Below are 16,266 nucleotides of genomic sequence, written 5' to 3' on the forward strand. Positions count from 1 at the left end.
ACTATTATGCAATATAGTGAAATAGAGGATGATCGTTTAATGATCACCCTCTATTTGTTGTTCAACTAATTCGCCAGTTAGTTAAACATTAACTATTTATCTCTTTAGCTAATATAATTCATATCTTGCATAATATGGAAATAGAAGAAATCTTATTATTAAAAATATACTATTTAATAATCAATAGAAAATCTTTAGTAAATAAAAATGAACATAAAAAATTATTAATGGAGTCGAACATCGTCATCGACTCCTTAATTTGTTCAACTATACCGCTAAATTAGTTGTGCAAGTATTTTTTTATCTATTATTTAATGTCTTCATATTAGTATTTAACGTCTCAATCATTTTTACTGGATTATCTGCCCTGAACACTACAGTTTTAACATATTTTTTCCTTCCATATGTACTTTTCATTAAAGTAGGTTCTTTTAAAAAGATTTCGTACTGTGGAGAGTCAGTATTCAATATTGCAAAGTATATTTCTTTAGATGTTTTTTCAAAAATATCACTTTTTTCATTAGCAATTCTTACACTTTCTATATTTCTAATATCCAGTTTAATACTACTTTGATACCCTATTCGGATTATAATCCTGTCCAAGGATATTATATGAGGCAAAGATTTAACAGAATTATATAGCCCTATTATATAGATCAAAGCGTAAATATTTAGTATCGTAAAAATCCAAGCAGCAATGTGGCTCCATAAGTGGATAAGAAAATGAATTAATAGTCCTTCCAAGATAATTAAAATTGAAATTACTATTACAATCGTTTTTATTTGTGAAGAAATGTGATAAGAAAAAGCTTTTTCATGTTTTTTTATGTTTGGCTTTTTGAACCATCCAAGTGGAATAATAGAAAATACTTAATTCAGATATTATCGCTTCTAAAATAAAACCTTTTCCCAATTTGGGCTCAAGTGACATTCTAGTTATTTCAAGAAAATCATTTTTTTTATCATTATTTATTCTGTAATAACTAATTATAACTTTAATGATACTATATAAAATTGCAGCCACCATAATAACTAATATAACTGGTAGAAGCCAAAACAAGCCCTGATTAAAGAATCCTTTTAAAAAATAACTACCTCCAATTAAAACTATACATATTATAGCTAATATAGGAACATAAAATTTTATTATGACTCCCCTCCTAAAAAAGCATAGTATGAAACCTATTTTCTTAATGCATAAATAATTGATTCGACATTTTTCACCATTTACCTGCATGCAAAGATAACTACCCGTTTTTCCAATAAAAATCGAGCCACTTTAAACGTTGTCGTTCCTATATTATTTTTGGCCAATCTTAAATAATAATAAGCAATAAAGTCTCTTAGTTTTTCTCCCAATGCCTATATACTTAATTTCCCAATCATTTTTATTTAACTCGTTAATAATTGCAATATTGGGTGTAACATGTCCAGCCGAACCTCCACCAGTAAAAACAATCGTTTTTTTAGACATATGGTTTGAATATCTCCTTACTTTATATAAAATCATTAACTAATAAAATCATATGGTTTTAATACTTATATATAAAGAATTATAAAAACATTTATGATTCTATTTTAAATACAAAGCAAAAATAGCTTAATACAAAAAAAGAGTCGATCACCTTCGACTCTTAAATTTCTTCAACTATAGCGCCAGTTAGTTCAATAAGGATTCTAGGAGACATCTCCCTTTTAGTTTTTTTATTGGGCTAAATATTTATGTAATTCTTGGATAAGAATGTTAGCACCATCTTTACTTAACACTATCCTACCATTTTGAAAAAAAAAGTTTTTATCATCAATTACCCCAGTAATCATACATGTTTTATCCGAATAAAATTGTTTAAGAATTATTCGTTGTTCGTCAATAAAAACCTCTAAAGGTTCATTTGTTTCAAGCTTTAACGCTTTTCTGAGTTCTTTAGGTAATACAACTCTTCCTAATTCATCTACTTTTCTCACAATCCCGCTTTTTCCCAATAAATTATCATACTTAGTAATTATTATCGAATTTTTTTCTACATGAATTTCTAAGGGATCTCTGCCTTCAATATTCATGGTTTTTCTTAATTCTTTCGGTAAAACAATTCTACCTAATTCATCTAACTTTCTAACAATTCCCGTTGATTTCATTAGTATAACTCCCCATTTATCTCTCTTTTTGTATAACAACGTATTAGCTAAAAACATACACGTTGAGTTTAGTTTTATAATATCAAAGTGTTTAAATATTCTCTCCAATTAGCGATAGGTTATTTTTGGTAATTTTTTACAAACAAAAAGAAGATACTCCAATAATGGCTTTATGATAAAAAAAAGAACATGGAATATAATTCCATGTTCTCGCTTTTTATTTGATTAAATACTACTTTCTTATACAACTAACGCGCCAGTTAGTTGTATAACGATTTGTATTTAGCAGTGTACAATTTTTTCATCCATTAAATGTGAAAATTAAGTTTGCTTAACAAAGATTTTTGAGATTTCCAATTTATCATTCATAGCTAATGAATCGATTAAATAATGTATACCTTCTAATCCTGTAATTCCTAAGTCAAAATATGTTATAATTCCCGTTATTAATCCGAACCCACTTGTAAAAAGTTTAATAGATCTAAATCCAAACGATTCTAATATTAGATAACAAGTATGATATGAAAAGGTAAAAATAACGAAAAAAGCAAAATCTCTAATATTTTGTTTCCAATTTATTTTTTTAGATTCGAAATAATAGATTAGACTCTTCCCAATAAGATAAATAACAGCATATAATAATGCATCTTTAAATGTATTATCTACCCCACTAAGTAATAAAACAGCTAAAATTATACTTATAATAATTCCCTTTTTCATTTGTAATTCTCCTAGATGAGTTAAATTCTGAATTTCAAGTTAACATTACTATAAGGCTCCTTAATTAGGAAAAATGTTTGAATACAATATATTGACTTTATTAAGTGTATCTTCCTTCTTTAATTAAGTTGCAATTTACTACTAGAAAAAGTTACCGTGGCGTTTTAAGATTCATGTGCTTTATTATTTCTATTTAGGTACTAGCCTTACCTAAGTAAGACAACTATGCATACTCTATTTATGTAGTTTATTCAAGGAGGAGTTTACGATGTGTAGTTGTAACCGTAATCGATGTGATTGTGACGAGTGTAGAAGAAGAAGTCATTGTGATTGCCATTGCAGATGTTGTATTAGAAGACAATGTTGTGGCTGTATGAGTCCGTTTGTAGGTATTGATTGGGAATATTTGAAAATGATGAAAAATAATAACGATAAAAACAAAAATAATAATAAAGATTAGTCAAAATTTCTTACAATTTTACGATCTTCAACTAACGCTCTCGTTAGTTGTTGAACAGGCTTAGAATAAAATGCACACAAAATGCTTGGATCTCCCAAGCGTTTTTCGTTTATTTATCAAGTTATTTAATTGTTTTTTCTTACGAAGGATAGGATACCGACGATGACAACCATTATATGTGTTAATAAAAAAGTATAAGCATTAAAATAGATGCTATTTGTATACTGATTAAACCAACCAAAACGGTAAATTCTTGATTTAGGATTAGAAGGTGTTCCACCTAAAGCAACAATGAGTTCACTTGTATAATCTACTAATACAAAGATCAATACTGTAAAGCATACGATTAAACTCGATAGAATGACTGCTTTTATTTTTCGATTTTTTGTATTGTTGGCTATTTGCCTTGCCTGTTTATACGTAAAGAAGTAACTCGCAATAAAAATAGGCGAGAAAAACAGGATAGCTAAAATAGCGAGATTTCCATTCCCCGACATAACATTAGGTTTAAACGTAAACACGTTTTCTATGAGATAGAAACCAAGAAAAGAAAAAATAAGACTGAAGCTCCAGTAGATTTCTTTTTTTTTCATATTCCTGCTCCTTTCGACCAATCTATGCTTATTTGAAACTTCTATGCTCAAAGACTTTTATATTCTTTCAAAACCAGTTCTTTTCCCCATAGTTAGCAACATATTCATTATGTAACTAACGCGCCAGTTAGTTTAATAAAGACTAAAATTTAAGTGATAGTATTTAGCTCATTAAAAATTTTCGCATTATGCTTAAATTGAGTCTTCAATAATTCTAATTTATCCTTATTATAAGAAAAGAATGTCCTAAAACCGAACTCCAGCTCATGACCTTCATCGAAATACCTTTCAAATGCGAAAGTGAATAAATGTTTTTGCTTATCGGATAAATTTCCTACTACATAGCGCCAACTCGAATCAATTATTGCAGTCTTTAGAAACTCTTCTAATAAGTCTTCTGCAATACCACGCTTAGCTAGCACCTTTATTATGTATCCACACTTTTTGCTAGAAATCTTCTGTGTATCAACAAGAACCTGTATGTGGGACTCATTTCCAAACTCCTCTAATGCGTCTAATGCTACGTACCAGTGATCCCTACGGTCCATTACCATACTCAGTAGCTCTTCAAGAACAACCTGTTTATCATCAGGAGACAAGGATTTGATTTTCCACAAAAGTATTTCTGTCCAGGCATCATCTCTATAAGATGAACGTTCCTCTTTGTAACTATTCCAAAAAACTTCAAACTCCATAATATAAAATTTTCCTTTCTATCCGTATAAAAAACAAAATACAATTAAAATAACTATAAGAAATATATGAACTCCAAAAAATAGCAAATAGCTACAATATATTCAACTAACGCGCCAGTTAGTTGCATAAGATCATGTACATTTTATAAATCTATATCGAGAGCATACTCTAAAATAGATTGATATACGCTATGCCACTCATGATAGTAAACTTTGATTTCATTTGGATTAATTAATATCCTTTGAACTGATTCATGCATACCTTCAAAAGTATGGAATTGTCTAATGACCATACGGTAGAATACTTGATAACCAACTTTAGGATATTTACTTTTTTCACTCCATTTTGGATTGTCGTTGTGATCAACTATTATATATCCAAGAAGATCACATTCTCCTTCAATATAGCCCTCTTCCATTGCTTCACGTTTAAAACATTCTTCAGGAGTTTCATTTAATTCAATATGACCACCAGGAAAATCCCATCCTCTATGATTTAAATCGACTAATAACAACTTTTTATTATAAAAGCAAAGTCCATGAACACTTGTTATTAGGTATTGTGGAGGTAGTTGATTATCCTGTTTCCAGGTTAATTTTATTTTTGCTTCTCCCCAATTTACATAAGTTGTTTCCATATATATCACCCTTTTTTTAACCAGTTCATACTGCAATAAAACCATATCACCTTATATAGAACTTTTCTCTTTTTTATACACAGAATCCTTTTCTTATTGTACTAGCCGACCATTTACTTGAATAAGAAAAAAAGCTGCCGAAGCAACTCAGTGATGTTCAACTAACGCTCTCTTTAGTTGCATAAGTGGTGTAGAAAACATCTCTACTAATACCTCTACTTTTATCTTTTAATTGCACCAAAGTATTTGGCAATCCCCGTTCAATTAAATAGTCCAAAAATAAAAAAAGTAGGATGGGACTGCTTTTTTGTCTATTTTTTGGGTTTTGGGAGAGATTAGGAACAATAATAACGATAGGAGGAATGAAAATGGAACATTACGAAGCATTTTTACGTAGCAAGAATTGGATCGATAATGATTTGGATGCAAGGTACATAAATATAAACCACCCTTATGCTATTTTAATTTCTGGAGAGGAAGGACAAATTAGCTTAAGAGGAAACACAGGCTTGGATAACGGACAAAACGGGGAAGAAATCTTCTCCTTCACATCATTGAATGAGCTCCAGGAATGGTTTGAAAATAATATAGGCGAATAAAAATTACTTAAGTTATAAATTTTTTCTACTTAAGTTGTTCAATACTCGCGCCAGATTCTTGAATCGAGCATTTTGTTCGTTTTTGCTGCTTTATAGGTATGGAATGAAAAACAATATCCAAACCACACTAATATCTAAATGAAAATAATATTGAATAAAAAATTTTTTAAAGGAGTAAATGATGCAAAAACAAAATATTATATTTAATCTTGACGATACTCTAGTCTATTGTAATAGATATTTTAACAAGGTTATTGGTGAATTTGCCGACCAAATGACCATTTGGTTTCACACCTTAACAAAAGAGCAAATAAAGCAAAAACAGCTTGAAATTGATTTGGAATTAATTGATGAACACGGTCTAACATCAGACCGTTTCCCGGAATCCTTTATTGGTGCTTATAAATATTTTTGTGACCTTACAGGAAAAGAGAAAGTAAAGCATGAAATCGAATTTTTAAGAGAGTTGGGGTTTAAGGTCTTTAACGTTCCTGTAGAACCGCTTCCCTATATGAATGAAACACTACAGCAATTAAAAAAAGCAGGGCACGAATTATATTTACATACTGGTGGAGATGAAGAGAATCAACGCAGGAAAATTACTCAGTTAGAACTCACCACATATTTTGAACATCGTATCTTTATTTCAGTACATAAAGACACAACCGCACTATCGGATATCTTAAAAACAATTGATGCCGATCCTAAAATAACTTGGATGATAGGAAATTCGTTAAGAACTGATATCATTCCAGCACTGGAGTTGAACATCAATGCCATTTACATTCCAGCTGAAGTAGAATGGAAATATAACGAAGTTGAAGTTAAGGTTGAGCCAAAGGCGGCTTTTCTCACGTTAAATTCACTACAAGATGTACCGACTGCAATTCATAAACACATTAAAGAGGAAGGTCTAAACCACTCTTTCGGTCTTGTACCTTGATATAGTTCCATGAATTTTGGGTCAAGATCACTTCCTTTTCCAGTAATCTGGAACATATTTCCTTATTGGCAATACAAAAAGGACCTTCTAGGAAGATCCTTTTTTTGCTGCTTATTGAACTAACTCATACGATATGACCGATAGTAGTACATAAACAGGTGATGCAAATGGTAATTGAGCATTCTGGGAGATGGAATTATACTTCTATAATTTCCTACATAAAAAACAATTATAATTAAAGATAATTTTTATTGAATTATCTTACTAAATAGCACAAGTTTTTGTCAGTTCTTTATAATCTTCGACTATCGCACCCCGTTAGTTGAAAAATACTCAACAAATCTATTTAATTTACAACCTTCTCTGTAAATTTCTCATACTTAAACAGTTTCAATCTTGGTGAAAGTTGAATTTCTTTCGTCTTCTTATAACCGAATTTCTCATAAAAATGATGATTACGAAAACTTTGAAAAGGGGTATATAGTGTCCATAATTTCACATTTGAAAATTGTTCTTCGAGAAATTGCATTGCAACTGTGCCAACTCCTTTATTTTGAACAGAAGGAGAAATAAATAGTTTATCAATATGCATACGTTCATTGTTTCCTCTTACATCTATCCCACCGATAATTGTTTGACCATCTAATATCGTGAAATGATGAAACTTTTTAATATTTTCCGCTAACTTTTCAAATGTTTCACAAGCTGGATTAGTTTCCTTGTCATTATATTTCTCTAAATCCTCCTGAAAAGATTCTTTTTGAATGGTCAGTAATGTGTTAACATCGTCCATTGTAGATTTTCTAAATACCAAAGACATATAATAACCCCCGATTAAATAAATCTTTATATATAAAGATTTATTATTCTACATTTGTTCACTTTTTCCTTGTTCAACTAAACTGTCAATAGTGAAAAAGGAGCTGATCAATTGATCAACTCCGTAACGTTATTCAACTAAAGCGCCAGTTAGTTACATAAGGAACATTTACTCCTGTCCTATTTTACCTCTAAAGCAAAGGCGTAAAAGGCATCTCCGTTTGAAACTTGTTCTTTCTTTTTATCCATCCACCATACTCCGTAATAATAATAATAGATCCCTTTATTTGTAGGCGCAGTAAAACGATTCTTTTCTAATACGACTTCAACATCTGTATTATTGTTCTTCTGAGTTACATGTATTTCATTTGGTTTTGGATTATAATTCATCACGAAAGTGACATCTTCGCCGGGTCGCACTTCAATAGGTTTTTTATCTTTTAATAATTCAACTGGTCCACCTGTATCAACGCATCTCCCTTTGTTTTTTGTATTCCAGCAATAAGTCCCTAGCTTCGTTTCATAAGTTTGCTTACCGATCTGAATCATGACTTTTGGAGGCTTATCTCCTTTCATACCATCATTTGATAAACAACTCGTGAGATTTATAATAAGAAACAGTATAGTTAAAGTTATCCATTTATACATGTAATAACTCCTCTCAATTTGAAATCTTTACAATCCATCACACATCTTGTCTACTTATAGCTATTCAATTAAAAAGGCTAATAGTCCTTTCCTTCATCAAGTAAATGCTAAAAAGTGACAAAGAGGATGATCAATTAATGATCATCCTCTTTATGTTAATGAACTAATGCGCCAGTTAGTTGAATTAGAAAATTTAATAAATTAAGGTTTTGACATACTATCTAACTGTTCTATACTTCTTCTTTGTTTAGAATATATTTGAGGATAGAAATTATAAGTAAGAGCAACGGAATACCCTGTACGACTAAAAATCCTTTGCAAAAGTTTAACATAGTACTATCGGGTGCGTCTGTTGCCATCCCACCAATAAATAAGGACATAGGAATGGCAAATAAATTTATCCCTAAATTATTGAATACATAGTATAATTTTTTATTTTTCTTTTCTATTTTTTCAGCTTTTTTGAGAAGAATAACTCCAATTAAAATGAAAATTGCAGGAATAGCATAAAATAAAATAGTTGCTAACATGAAAAAACCACCCTAATTTAAATATCAAAACAACATAATTTTACAACGACTTTTTAACTTTCCGCTAGTGTTAAAAGACTATCGAAGCAATGAGAAGAAGCCAATGACTTCTTTCTATCTTCAACTAACGCGCCAGTTAGTTGAAGAACGTAAGTAGTAAAAAGTTATTATTTAACTACTCTTTTCCACACTTTATACATCGCTTATCTGTATCGTTTTCACCATACATTCTAATTTCTGTTTTTATTTCACATTTAACACAAACATGTATTTCAATTTGTGGGATTTCACCTCTTTCAACAGCTGGTACCCATTCTTGATTATATATTTTCTTACTCATTCCGTAATCGATCAACACTAATTCATTTTTATCATTTAATCCGTAATTACTGCTATCTTTAAGATCAAATGAATCAAACTCTTTGTCGAGTATTTCCAAGCATTCCTTGTATTGTTTAGGAAAATTACAATATCCCTCTTTCTCATTTATGTCAAAAGTTTGATTATCATACATAGGCAATTCATTGTAGTATTGTTGAATACATACTTCTTCATTTACAAAATATACTGCTGCCAATATTTGTTCAAAGCCAATAGATCTTGATCTCATATATTCATAAATTTGATATTCTCTTAAAGATTGTTGATATCCTATACCGTGAACATTAACCTTAAAAACATAATCACCAAAACGATAAACCTTTCTAGTTGAGCCTAAACCAATGAAATTCTTATTTACACAATATTTATTCCATTTCTGAACAATTCCAGTATTCATTTGTATCCACCTCTAATTTTTAAAGCATCTTACAAATTCACTTCGATATAAGCTAAGAATATCCTGTTTAAATGTAAAAAAGAGCTGAATAATCAGCTCCTCCTTATTGAACTAACGCGCCAGTTAGTTACATAAGAACTTTAAATATAAATCATTTAAGTTGTAGTTCACTTTGAAGTAACCATTTAAACCACTTACCATGACCTTCCGTTTCAGCAATAGTTTGTTTGTGTTCCTCACCGTTTACATAATAATCGAGGTGTAAATTTTTGTCCTGAATATTATTGTAAATATGAAAAACATCTCGATTGTTTCCAATTGATTCAACCGTATTTAACAGTAAGTTTCTTGTTTCTATTGGCATTTGATTTGCGACGTGAGTATGGAAAATACAAACTGTGCAATAAATTGAAACTTTTTCAATAAATCCTTCCAATAAAGAAACGCCATCCCCTTCGACCAATTCAACAGGAAAATCTTTCAGATAACTAGCAGCTTTTTCAAACATCAATAGTCGTTCTTTATGTTCAGGCCAAATTAAAGACTTTAGCCACAAAAACTCTTCCTCATCGGTTAAATCAACTGTATTCAAATCAATACCTGTTCTTGATGACACAGGTGGTGATGTTGTGGTTAAAAAAGGGGTAATGTCTCCTTTTAATTCTGATGAAATATGTAGTTTTGAACCTTTGTTTCCAACAACTTCATTGGTATTATATGAATACGAATATTGATCCCAAAGAAGTTGTAATCCCGCACTTGTTCCTATTTCAATAAGAGCCAATGGCTTTTTAGTTTTTTCATAAATAAAACTAAATACCGGATAAAGGTAGGCGCATCTTCGTACCTCGTTCGTCTGAACAAGTTTTGTTTCTAGGAGTTGTATAATTTCATTTTTGTTTATTAAACAAAATTCTTTAAAGTATACGAACGAATCTTTAAGTGGTTTAGATTCAGCTACAATACTAGGGTAGAAGTCTTTTAGTTTGTGTTCATTTCCTCTTAACAGTAGATAATGTACTGCTCCAAAAAGTAAATTTGGAACCGGTTGTCCATTAAGTGTATTCGCGCACAACTCTAGTAGATCATCATCTTGTGCGATTTCTAATGACAAAAATTCGTATAATTCACTGGACCCTTTACATTCGTTTTCAGCAAATGTCGAAAACCTTTGTGACAGCACTTCTTTAGTTAACATAAATTCTCCTCCACCAAACTGAATAGTACTTATTTAGTCTTTTGGTATATTTCGACAATTAATTTGAAGTATCCTTTTCGGCTTTAGTAAATTCTTATTGAACAAGTTGTCAGGTCCTTGAAAAACAAAAAAGAGCTGCCAAAGCAACTCATTTGTTCAACTAACGCGCCAGTTACTTTAAGTACATATCTTCACAAACTTTCATTTTAAACAATACTCTGTCAAAATAAAAACTTCTCTAGTTTGAGAAGTCGCAAAAAGTTTGCCTGAAAATCATCGAGCAAAAACGTTTAAATATAAATTGTAATCCTCATTCCCGAACATATAAAAAAATTCTTTCAAAAATGAATTGGATGTTCCGATAACCATTGGTTTACTGTATTAACTGCAATCTGAGCAGTTTCTGTTTTAGAAAGAACACCCCTGTTAAAATTGCACAGAAAGCAACGGTTTTTATATCTTCAATTTAAGCTGCTAATTCCAGACAAGAAATATAACAGGATGCTAATCCATCCCTTTGCTGATATGTTAATGTCGTTCCTTTTGGAACAACAGGTCCAACCGTATAATCTCCTTTTTAGGATTACAGATCTGCAAAAAAACCGACTTTATGTCGGTTCTGTTAAGTAAATTTTACTTTGTTTATGAAATTACATTAACAAGTTGGTTGAGTGCTTCGTTAATTGGAGTAACTGGACGACCAAGAACTTTCTCAAAATCATTGCTTTCCACTTCTAGTGAACCGTTGCGAATGCTTTCTTGAATTCCTACTACAATCGGAATCACAAAATCAGGCAAACCTAAACCTTTCATGATCTCTGCATATTTTTCGTCACTAACTTGTTGTACAGGTATTTCTTTACCCAATACATTACCAAGAGCAGATGCCAATTCTTCTTGAGTTAAAAGTGGACCAGAAAGTTCATAAACTGTATTTTCGTGAGCGTTTCCAACAAGAACTGCTGCAGCAGCATCTGCGTAATCTTGTTGCAATGCCCAACCTACTTTACCTTCTCCAGCAGAAGTTACCCATGGAGCTCCTGCAATAGCACCTTGAATGCTTCCAATTTCGTTTTCCAAATACCAATTGTTACGTAAGAAAGAATATGGGATACCCGTTTTAATGATGGCTGCTTCTGTCGCAACATGAGGTGGAGACATTAAATTTTTGCTTTCTGTTGCATTGGCTAAACTTGTATAAGCAATAAATTTTACCCCTGCACGTTCAGCTGCTTGGACAGCATTAGCATGTTGTTGGATTCTTGTTTCATTGTCACCATCGGCAGAAATAATTAATAATCGGTCAATCCCTTTAAAAGCATTATCTAATGTTTCTGGACGGTCAAAATCACCTTGACGAACTTCCACTCCACGATTACGAAGTCCTTCTGCTTTCTCTGGATTTCGGACACTCACCACCAAATTACTTGCAGGTACTGATTTCAATAATGATTCTACAACCTTGGAACCTAATTTTCCTGTTGCTCCAGTTACTAAAATTTTCATTAATATTCCCTCCAGTTAAATTTTATCTGTAACAATTCCAATTACATGTATTCATTCTAGTTACATGCGGTCGGTTTGTCAACAGGCAAATTAATATATATTATTTTGTTCGTATTTTGGTATAATAAAGTTGTAATCAAAACAATTACATGATGAAGAAATAAAATAATATAAGGATTAGGTAAAAGGGGTGGTGACTGAACATGTCCATCAGCAGCCGATTTGCAGTAGGAATTCATATATTGGCTCTAATTAAATTAAATAATGAAGGAGTAACATCTTCTGAATTTTTAGCTACGAGTGTTAACACGAACCCAGCCGTTATAAGAAAACTAATGGGAATGCTAAAAAAAGCTGGTTTGATAGAAGTACACCCAGGAATTGCAGGTGCTAAACTCGCAAAGGAATTATCTTGTATCACTCTGTTCGACGTATATAAGGCAGTGAATGTTGTACAGGAGAAAGAGTTGTTTAGCATACATGAAAGTCCACATCCTGATTGTCCCGTAGGTAGGAACATCCAAAATACAATTGAACCATTATTCACAGCAGCACAATTGGCAATGGAGAAGGTATTAAGAAATGTTACATTAGAAGATGTTGTGAGAGATATTGCTAGTAAAGAAAATATCTGTTAGAAAGGGCATTCCAAAGGAATGTCTTTTCTCTTTCTTCTGAAACTAAACTGCCCCTTTAGTTGAACAAGGCAAAAAAGACCGAACCATAAATGGTTTGGTCTTGGGTTATTTAGTATCGTCTTTTATAAAATGTAAAACTACTATATTAAACAGTATTTGATTCAATTAATTCACTCCATACTCGATTACCATTTCTTTTAATAACTGCATTTTATTAACATAGAGAATGTTCTCTCATTCTCTATATGTTGTTCAACTAAAGCGCCAGTTAGTTACATAAGTATAAGGTTTATTATCTACCTTTTCTTTTGAAAAGATATATCAATATTCCTAATAATAAAAGTGGCGTCGTCACGATAATAATTGGCAAATAGGCAGTTATATAAGAGATATATGTAGCAGACTCTGAAATCTCCAACCGAAAACCTCCTCAATATTCATCTTATTTAAAAGTTAGTTGATATAAGTAAAGAGCAACCTGATCCAATTTTGTTCCAATTCGGTAAAGTACAATACCAATTCCAATTAAACACACTAAATGTAGTATTTTATATAGAGAATCTTTCATAAAAAGTACCTCTTACTTTCTTAATCTTCTTTTTAATATTTATTTAATTGGAAAATAAATCCCGAAGTAACTGGACTGTTTTAGAATCCATCTTGTAAACATACCCTTTATAAGCATAGATGCCTTTCTCGAGATTCGTATTAATTTCCATTGCCTTTCCAGCATCATTAATAAAGTATAGTGTTAATTCAGGTGGTTCGGTTTCTTCGACATCTTGATTTATTGATTTCGCTTTTTTTAGATCGAATGCTTTAACAAGTTTCTTAATAGATTCATAATCAGTTTCTTTCGTAATAACACCGGTATTTCCGTACGCTCCTACAACTGCAATTACTGGTTTAACTTTACTCGCTGTATTTGTTTTCATTGAACAAGCAGATAAAAGGAATATGCAAAACAAAATTATTAAAATACGTTTCATGTGATCCCCCTATAAGCTTTGTTGTTCATATTGTAATTCTTATTGAATTTTCAGTAAATTGGGGGAGTTTTCTATTCGAATATTATATTTTTAGTATAAAACTAGACCATTTTGCTCAATAAAAATTTCGTGAATCTGAAGAAAACGTAAAATTTACTCAAAACATTCAAAATTAAAGATAACATTTTACGAAAAAATCCACTTTAATTTGGGGGAAATCGATTTTCCTCATGAAAACTCTATTTAAAATTAGTTATCAAAGTGATCATATATAAAAAAAGAACTTCTTTTTGAAGTCCTTCTTTGTTTGTTATTCAACTAACGCGCCAGTTAGTTCATTAAGTTATCTAAAATTAGCAATATTAAAACGGAACCAACTTATCCCAACTATTTTAGGAGATAAGCATATCCCTTCGAATTCTATTCTATTTCCTTCATATTTTGATGGTCCAATTACACTCACTTCATTACAAAGACTATTTACTAATTGAAGAACATTATAAATTGCCTTTTCGGGTTCTTCAAATCGTAATTTCGTTTCACTATAAAGTTCATACTTAGTGGCATCTTTCCAATGTTCTTTAAGAGACAAAATTTCAATTTCTCCAATTTCTTGAGATAGTCTTTTGATTACTCTTTTAGCTTTTTCTTTGGAATTTGCATCTATACAAATATGCCAATCAATTGTTTCAAACATAACTTTCATACTCCTATTCTTACTATATATTAACAAAATCAACTAAACAAAATTTCAACCAGGCATATAAAGTACACTACGCTACTAACACATGTGTTAGTTCAATACGAAATTATTGGCTAAATTTATTTTCACTTGGTTTAGCAAATATAATTGTTATTAAGAATAAGACAAAACCACCACCAATAGAACCAATTAATGCTGAATCAATTTCAGAGTCAAAAAAGAAAATTTTAACTAAACAATATACGATAGAAAATGAAATAGCTTGAATTATATTTATGTAAACTCTCTTTTTAGAAATCATGTATACCTCCATGTATTTATACCAAATATTCCCTTTTAAATAATTCAACAATGTTATTAAAACTCCTTTTATCTTATTTAACTAAGTTGACATATACTTAAAAAGAGGATGATCAAATGATCACCCTCTTTTTGTTATACTTATACAACTAACGCGCCAGTTAGTTGTATAAGCATAATTTCATTTTTCCAATAACCTTTTCTCCCACTCCACTAAGAACACCATGGTGATTTTCACAAATAAGCCAATCAAATTTCTTTGAAAAGATATAATACTCAAATGCAAAGGACTCTTCAATTACCTTTTGAATCATCTTTATGTTTCCCTCATAAACCCAGAATTTGGGCTTAGCACTATTTTCCTCTACCATAAAAAATATTTTTTCATTTTCATCAATTAACTTATGAAGATGTTTATATGCATCATCATTTATGAAATGAAGGGAATAGCTATCGTTTTTTAGAAATTGCCAATACCAAGATACTTGAAAAGTATAATGAGGCTTTTTAATAAAGGTCTGTTTAAATTTTTGTGTGATATTTTCCCAATGATGTTTACCCACTTCACTTAGTAACTCTTTTGGAATCATTTTTTCATTAAGAATAGAATTTATCTCTGTTCGCACAACATACTTCATTTATACACCTTCTTATTTAAAACCAGTTTCTTACAACAATACTTCTATTTTTCTTTTTTAATCCCTTCTTGTTCTTACTTATAAAAAAAATAGGAACCTTAATTGGCTCCCAATCGCTATTGAACTAACGCGCCAGTTAGTTCAATAAGATATAACGTTTCAATTATAAAAATAATGATTGTACCTTCTAAATAAAGCGTTTCTTCTTTTATTACTTGGTTCACTATAATGGTCCATAAATCCATTTCCTAAAGACATACTCATAAAGCCATTACTTACTCCAATGGTGTATTTTCCTGGTACAAAAGGGTATTCCTCTACTTACCAGTTTGCATCTTTATTATTTTTCACAACTACTTCTCCAAAATAAATCGCCATTACTTTTTCAAATTCATTTCTAACTATTCCCAGCTTATTGAATTCATTCTTTTCATATAACTCAAAGTACCATTTTTCCAAATTTTTCAAGCTTTCAACTTTATAATCAGCATTAAAAATATCGGATTCTTGGGCTAACTAAATCTAATTGTATTAGTAACTCATTTCATTTATTTCTTGTGAAAATAATAAATAATAACAAGCATGAAAAGACTAATAGAGTCGTATAGCCTCCATTTAAATCTATCCTAATATCGTTTAAATACATATATATAATAGGAGGTATTTCAAATAGAATAATAAAACCTAAAAAATACCACTTTAAATTTTTATCTAAATGTTTTCTAAAGTTCAGCT

22 protein-coding genes are annotated in these 16,266 nt (G+C 30.7%); 3 read left to right on the forward strand and 19 right to left on the reverse strand.

From position 1 onward, the window contains the following. Positions 1 to 814: 814 nt before the first annotated feature. The 7 genes from ABID96_RS13275 to ABID96_RS13305 all read right to left on the reverse strand — a co-directional run bounded on the left by ABID96_RS13275 (position 815) and on the right by ABID96_RS13305 (position 5,242). Positions 815 to 1,237, reverse strand: a complete 423-nt coding sequence (locus ABID96_RS13275; protein WP_192602454.1) for a hypothetical protein — start codon at positions 1,235 to 1,237, stop codon at positions 815 to 817. 63 nt (positions 1,238 to 1,300) lie between these two features. Next, positions 1,301 to 1,474: a glycosyltransferase gene (locus tag ABID96_RS13280; protein WP_377896893.1), complete on the reverse strand. Its 174-nt coding sequence runs from the start codon at positions 1,472 to 1,474 to the stop codon at positions 1,301 to 1,303. A 230-nt stretch (positions 1,475 to 1,704) separates the two neighbouring features. Next, on the reverse strand, positions 1,705 to 2,136 hold the full coding sequence (locus tag ABID96_RS13285; protein ID WP_377896894.1) for an AbrB/MazE/SpoVT family DNA-binding domain-containing protein: 432 nt from the start codon (positions 2,134 to 2,136) through the stop codon (positions 1,705 to 1,707). A gap of 321 nt (positions 2,137 to 2,457) precedes the next feature. Continuing rightward, positions 2,458 to 2,856, reverse strand: coding sequence for a hypothetical protein (locus ABID96_RS13290; protein ID WP_192602455.1), 399 nt, complete (start codon positions 2,854 to 2,856; stop codon positions 2,458 to 2,460). A 585-nt stretch (positions 2,857 to 3,441) separates the two neighbouring features. Continuing rightward, a complete protein-coding gene (locus tag ABID96_RS13295) occupies positions 3,442 to 3,909 on the reverse strand; it encodes a hypothetical protein (protein WP_192602457.1) in 468 nt (155 codons plus the stop codon). A 149-nt stretch (positions 3,910 to 4,058) separates the two neighbouring features. Next, entirely contained in the window at positions 4,059 to 4,604 is a 546-nt protein-coding gene (locus tag ABID96_RS13300; RefSeq protein ID WP_192602458.1) for a hypothetical protein, read from the reverse strand. A gap of 143 nt (positions 4,605 to 4,747) precedes the next feature. Beyond that, a complete protein-coding gene (locus ABID96_RS13305; RefSeq protein ID WP_192602459.1) occupies positions 4,748 to 5,242 on the reverse strand; it encodes an NUDIX hydrolase in 495 nt (164 codons plus the stop codon). 368 nt (positions 5,243 to 5,610) lie between these two features. Between ABID96_RS13305 and ABID96_RS13310 the strand changes: the two genes are divergently transcribed. Together ABID96_RS13310 and ABID96_RS13315 are read left to right on the forward strand one after the other, a co-directional pair. Continuing rightward, complete coding sequence (locus ABID96_RS13310) at positions 5,611 to 5,841, forward strand: hypothetical protein (RefSeq protein WP_192602460.1); 231 nt, start codon at positions 5,611 to 5,613, stop codon at positions 5,839 to 5,841. Positions 5,842 to 6,022: 181 nt separating this feature from the next. Continuing rightward, positions 6,023 to 6,784, forward strand: coding sequence for an HAD family hydrolase (locus ABID96_RS13315; RefSeq protein ID WP_192602461.1), 762 nt, complete (start codon positions 6,023 to 6,025; stop codon positions 6,782 to 6,784). Positions 6,785 to 7,130: 346 nt separating this feature from the next. Here the strand turns inward: ABID96_RS13315 and ABID96_RS13320 are convergent, their stop codons facing one another. From ABID96_RS13320 to ABID96_RS13345, 6 genes are all read right to left on the reverse strand, one after another. Further along, entirely contained in the window at positions 7,131 to 7,604 is a 474-nt protein-coding gene (locus tag ABID96_RS13320; RefSeq protein WP_192602462.1) for a GNAT family N-acetyltransferase, read from the reverse strand. Positions 7,605 to 7,783: 179 nt separating this feature from the next. Further along, positions 7,784 to 8,251 (reverse strand): hypothetical protein, encoded by a 468-nt coding sequence (locus ABID96_RS13325; RefSeq protein WP_192602463.1) that lies wholly within the window; start codon positions 8,249 to 8,251, stop codon positions 7,784 to 7,786. 230 nt (positions 8,252 to 8,481) lie between these two features. Continuing rightward, a complete protein-coding gene (locus ABID96_RS13330) occupies positions 8,482 to 8,781 on the reverse strand; it encodes a hypothetical protein (RefSeq protein WP_192602464.1) in 300 nt (99 codons plus the stop codon). Between the two features lie 175 nt (positions 8,782 to 8,956). Further along, a complete protein-coding gene (locus ABID96_RS13335; protein ID WP_192602465.1) occupies positions 8,957 to 9,559 on the reverse strand; it encodes a protein kinase in 603 nt (200 codons plus the stop codon). A gap of 151 nt (positions 9,560 to 9,710) precedes the next feature. After that, a complete protein-coding gene (locus tag ABID96_RS13340) occupies positions 9,711 to 10,757 on the reverse strand; it encodes a DUF2332 domain-containing protein (protein WP_192602466.1) in 1,047 nt (348 codons plus the stop codon). A 642-nt stretch (positions 10,758 to 11,399) separates the two neighbouring features. Beyond that, the gene (locus ABID96_RS13345) at positions 11,400 to 12,263 is read right to left on the reverse strand and encodes an SDR family oxidoreductase (protein WP_192602467.1); all 864 of its coding nucleotides are present in this window, start codon (positions 12,261 to 12,263) and stop codon (positions 11,400 to 11,402) included. A gap of 203 nt (positions 12,264 to 12,466) precedes the next feature. Here ABID96_RS13345 and ABID96_RS13350 point away from each other — a divergent pair, with 203 nt between their 5' ends. Then, on the forward strand, positions 12,467 to 12,901 hold the full coding sequence (locus ABID96_RS13350) for an Rrf2 family transcriptional regulator (protein ID WP_192602468.1): 435 nt from the start codon (positions 12,467 to 12,469) through the stop codon (positions 12,899 to 12,901). Positions 12,902 to 13,193: 292 nt separating this feature from the next. Here the strand turns inward: ABID96_RS13350 and ABID96_RS13355 are convergent, their stop codons facing one another. The 6 genes from ABID96_RS13355 to ABID96_RS13380 form a co-directional block, all read right to left on the reverse strand. Continuing rightward, entirely contained in the window at positions 13,194 to 13,319 is a 126-nt protein-coding gene (locus ABID96_RS13355) for a hypothetical protein (protein WP_377896895.1), read from the reverse strand. A gap of 24 nt (positions 13,320 to 13,343) precedes the next feature. After that, positions 13,344 to 13,469, reverse strand: coding sequence for a hypothetical protein (locus tag ABID96_RS13360; RefSeq protein ID WP_377896896.1), 126 nt, complete (start codon positions 13,467 to 13,469; stop codon positions 13,344 to 13,346). Positions 13,470 to 13,512: 43 nt separating this feature from the next. Then, positions 13,513 to 13,890: a hypothetical protein gene (locus ABID96_RS13365; protein WP_192602469.1), complete on the reverse strand. Its 378-nt coding sequence runs from the start codon at positions 13,888 to 13,890 to the stop codon at positions 13,513 to 13,515. Positions 13,891 to 14,233: 343 nt separating this feature from the next. Beyond that, positions 14,234 to 14,587, reverse strand: a complete 354-nt coding sequence (locus ABID96_RS13370; RefSeq protein WP_192602470.1) for a hypothetical protein — start codon at positions 14,585 to 14,587, stop codon at positions 14,234 to 14,236. Positions 14,588 to 14,699: 112 nt separating this feature from the next. After that, positions 14,700 to 14,945: a hypothetical protein gene (locus tag ABID96_RS13375; RefSeq protein WP_377896897.1), complete on the reverse strand. Its 246-nt coding sequence runs from the start codon at positions 14,943 to 14,945 to the stop codon at positions 14,700 to 14,702. A 109-nt stretch (positions 14,946 to 15,054) separates the two neighbouring features. Then, positions 15,055 to 15,531 (reverse strand): DUF6756 family protein, encoded by a 477-nt coding sequence (locus tag ABID96_RS13380; RefSeq protein ID WP_192602472.1) that lies wholly within the window; start codon positions 15,529 to 15,531, stop codon positions 15,055 to 15,057. Positions 15,532 to 16,266: the final 735 nt, after the last annotated feature.

The sequence above is a fragment of the Gottfriedia sp. OAE603 genome (assembly GCF_040543965.1).
Classification (GTDB): domain Bacteria; phylum Bacillota; class Bacilli; order Bacillales; family Bacillaceae_G; genus Gottfriedia; species Gottfriedia solisilvae.

What these genes read in the sequence shown, in the direction of transcription:
- ABID96_RS13275 (WP_192602454.1), bottom strand. Translation starts at nt 1,237, where the DNA reads ATGCAGGTAAATGGTGAAAAATGTCGAATCAATTATTTATGCATTAAG.
- ABID96_RS13280 (WP_377896893.1), bottom strand. Translation starts at nt 1,474, where the DNA reads ATGTCTAAAAAAACGATTGTTTTTACTGGTGGAGGTTCGGCTGGACAT.
- ABID96_RS13285 (WP_377896894.1), bottom strand. Translation starts at nt 2,136, where the DNA reads ATGAAATCAACGGGAATTGTTAGAAAGTTAGATGAATTAGGTAGAATT.
- ABID96_RS13290 (WP_192602455.1), bottom strand. Translation starts at nt 2,856, where the DNA reads ATGAAAAAGGGAATTATTATAAGTATAATTTTAGCTGTTTTATTACTT.
- ABID96_RS13295 (WP_192602457.1), bottom strand. Translation starts at nt 3,909, where the DNA reads ATGAAAAAAAAAGAAATCTACTGGAGCTTCAGTCTTATTTTTTCTTTT.
- ABID96_RS13300 (WP_192602458.1), bottom strand. Translation starts at nt 4,604, where the DNA reads ATGGAGTTTGAAGTTTTTTGGAATAGTTACAAAGAGGAACGTTCATCT.
- ABID96_RS13305 (WP_192602459.1), bottom strand. Translation starts at nt 5,242, where the DNA reads ATGGAAACAACTTATGTAAATTGGGGAGAAGCAAAAATAAAATTAACC.
- ABID96_RS13310 (WP_192602460.1), top strand. Translation starts at nt 5,611, where the DNA reads ATGGAACATTACGAAGCATTTTTACGTAGCAAGAATTGGATCGATAAT.
- ABID96_RS13315 (WP_192602461.1), top strand. Translation starts at nt 6,023, where the DNA reads ATGCAAAAACAAAATATTATATTTAATCTTGACGATACTCTAGTCTAT.
- ABID96_RS13320 (WP_192602462.1), bottom strand. Translation starts at nt 7,604, where the DNA reads ATGTCTTTGGTATTTAGAAAATCTACAATGGACGATGTTAACACATTA.
- ABID96_RS13325 (WP_192602463.1), bottom strand. Translation starts at nt 8,251, where the DNA reads ATGTATAAATGGATAACTTTAACTATACTGTTTCTTATTATAAATCTC.
- ABID96_RS13330 (WP_192602464.1), bottom strand. Translation starts at nt 8,781, where the DNA reads ATGTTAGCAACTATTTTATTTTATGCTATTCCTGCAATTTTCATTTTA.
- ABID96_RS13335 (WP_192602465.1), bottom strand. Translation starts at nt 9,559, where the DNA reads ATGAATACTGGAATTGTTCAGAAATGGAATAAATATTGTGTAAATAAG.
- ABID96_RS13340 (WP_192602466.1), bottom strand. Translation starts at nt 10,757, where the DNA reads ATGTTAACTAAAGAAGTGCTGTCACAAAGGTTTTCGACATTTGCTGAA.
- ABID96_RS13345 (WP_192602467.1), bottom strand. Translation starts at nt 12,263, where the DNA reads ATGAAAATTTTAGTAACTGGAGCAACAGGAAAATTAGGTTCCAAGGTT.
- ABID96_RS13350 (WP_192602468.1), top strand. Translation starts at nt 12,467, where the DNA reads ATGTCCATCAGCAGCCGATTTGCAGTAGGAATTCATATATTGGCTCTA.
- ABID96_RS13360 (WP_377896896.1), bottom strand. Translation starts at nt 13,469, where the DNA reads ATGAAAGATTCTCTATATAAAATACTACATTTAGTGTGTTTAATTGGA.
- ABID96_RS13365 (WP_192602469.1), bottom strand. Translation starts at nt 13,890, where the DNA reads ATGAAACGTATTTTAATAATTTTGTTTTGCATATTCCTTTTATCTGCT.
- ABID96_RS13370 (WP_192602470.1), bottom strand. Translation starts at nt 14,587, where the DNA reads ATGTTTGAAACAATTGATTGGCATATTTGTATAGATGCAAATTCCAAA.
- ABID96_RS13380 (WP_192602472.1), bottom strand. Translation starts at nt 15,531, where the DNA reads ATGAAGTATGTTGTGCGAACAGAGATAAATTCTATTCTTAATGAAAAA.